We start from the raw sequence: 1,750 nt of genomic DNA on the forward strand, positions 1-1,750 counted from the left end.
GGGCGGGCGGGTGCCGGTCCGCCCCAGGGATGCGTGCGGGGTGCGCCACTAGCACTGCCCTACCCGTGAGCCCAGCTACTGCGAGGGCACCACCCAGTTGCAGGGAACCTGCACTTCCCAGTGGCGCGGGAAAGTGCTCACCTGCACCTCATCAAGCGGTGCTCGCCCGCAAACGGTAGCTACCCGCTCAATCTCGGCGGGCCAGTTTGGGCCGCCCACTCGCGGCGCCCGAGCAGGATCGACAGCAGCCGCATTCACGAGCAAACTGGCAGCCACAACCGCCACCGCAGCGACGCCGAGGTACTTCATCCTGCCCCACGAAAGCAATGCATCCGCCGCAACGATCAGACCAACAAGCGCCAGCATCGAGCTCACGCCAACGTAACGCCAGGTTTGGAAGCGATCCACAAACACCGAGGTATCGAACGAAAACTGAAATGACTCGGCGGGGTTCAGCAGCAGCGCGGCCGCCCAAATGCACGCACTGCCCAAGATATGCCCAGCAATTAGCCACCGGTTCACGTTGCGCCCGGCAATGAGCGCGAGGATGACCGTCACAGCCACCAGCGCAAAACCGAGCACAATCGTCCACTGACCAATCAGTTCAACCCGGCGCGCAACGCGCGCTGTGTCCCACCAAAAACTGCCCGCGAACGGTTCAAACAGGTAACCGATGACCACGTCATTCATGTCGAGTTTCGCGCCACCGGTGTGGAGCTGGCGCGGGAAAAGAGCCGAGATCACGAGCTGAATACCAACGCCCATCACCGAGGCGCTGGCGACCGGCCATGTGCGACGTTCACGGATGTTGCGAACAAAAAGTGGCAGCGCGATGAGCAGCTGCGGCTCGCTGAGAGTCATAAGTAGCACCACAACCGCGGCGATCCAGCTGGTCACCCAATTGCGTGGCACGGCCAAGAACATCCAGAACCCGAGCAAAAGAAAGTACCAGTGCAGGTTGGCGAGGTTACCGGCCATTTCGAGTGGCCCGGTCGGCACAAGAGCGGGAACCAGGCCGATGAGCGCGCAGATCCAGATGCGTTCGGTCGCCATCGCGGCATACCAAACGAGCGCACCCGAGACCGCACCGATCACAAGGGATGCGGCCACGGTCATCCCTTGCGCGACCTGTGCCGGTGATACCAGATCGACAACCATGCCCGCGAGCAGCCGCGGCACCACGTGCAGGTACCCCTGGTATGGCTCAAATACTCCGCTGTAACCGTTAACGAGGTGACCAACCATGAAGTTGCGCCCATCTTCGGCCCAGATCACATCGCGTGCAGCGCTCGGGGTTCGCAGAAAGACGATTACTGCACTCACGACCGCGATTGCGAAAGGCAGCCACAATCGGATGCGGGCTGAGCGCTGGCTCGGTTCCGCAGCCAAGTTGGACTTTTTAGAGGCGGTGAGGTTCGTAGCCAATCGCTGCTTTCCAAAGTGGGTGGGATGGTGGCATGGATCCTGACTACCTTAAGCCCGGATGCGGGACGCGGGCAGCCCTGGGGGCGGGGCTCTGGCGCGGGGCCCTGGTGCGGGCCCTGGCCCGTGCTGCGCCGCACCGGCGGCTGCCAGCTCGCCACCTTCACCACCAAATGACCCTGCTATTGCGAAGTGACCCTCCTATAGCAGGGTCATTTGCAAGTAACAGGGTCACTTGCCGAAGTGCAGCGCGGGTGAGGAGCGTGAGGCGCGGGATGCAGAGGTGAGGGGTGAGGGATGCAGGGGTGAGGGATGCGGGGGCGAGGGG

At 62.9% G+C, this 1,750-nt stretch carries 1 protein-coding gene; it reads right to left on the reverse strand.

Features of this window, described 5'->3' with window-relative positions; genetic code table 11:
• Positions 1 to 75 precede the first annotated feature (75 nt).
• Positions 76 to 1,323, reverse strand: a complete 1,248-nt coding sequence (locus JMV54_RS10630) for a hypothetical protein (RefSeq protein WP_201518895.1) — start codon at positions 1,321 to 1,323, stop codon at positions 76 to 78.
• Positions 1,324 to 1,750: the final 427 nt, after the last annotated feature.

Source organism: Gulosibacter hominis (genome assembly GCF_904842695.1).
Lineage (GTDB): Bacteria > Actinomycetota > Actinomycetes > Actinomycetales > Microbacteriaceae > Gulosibacter > Gulosibacter hominis.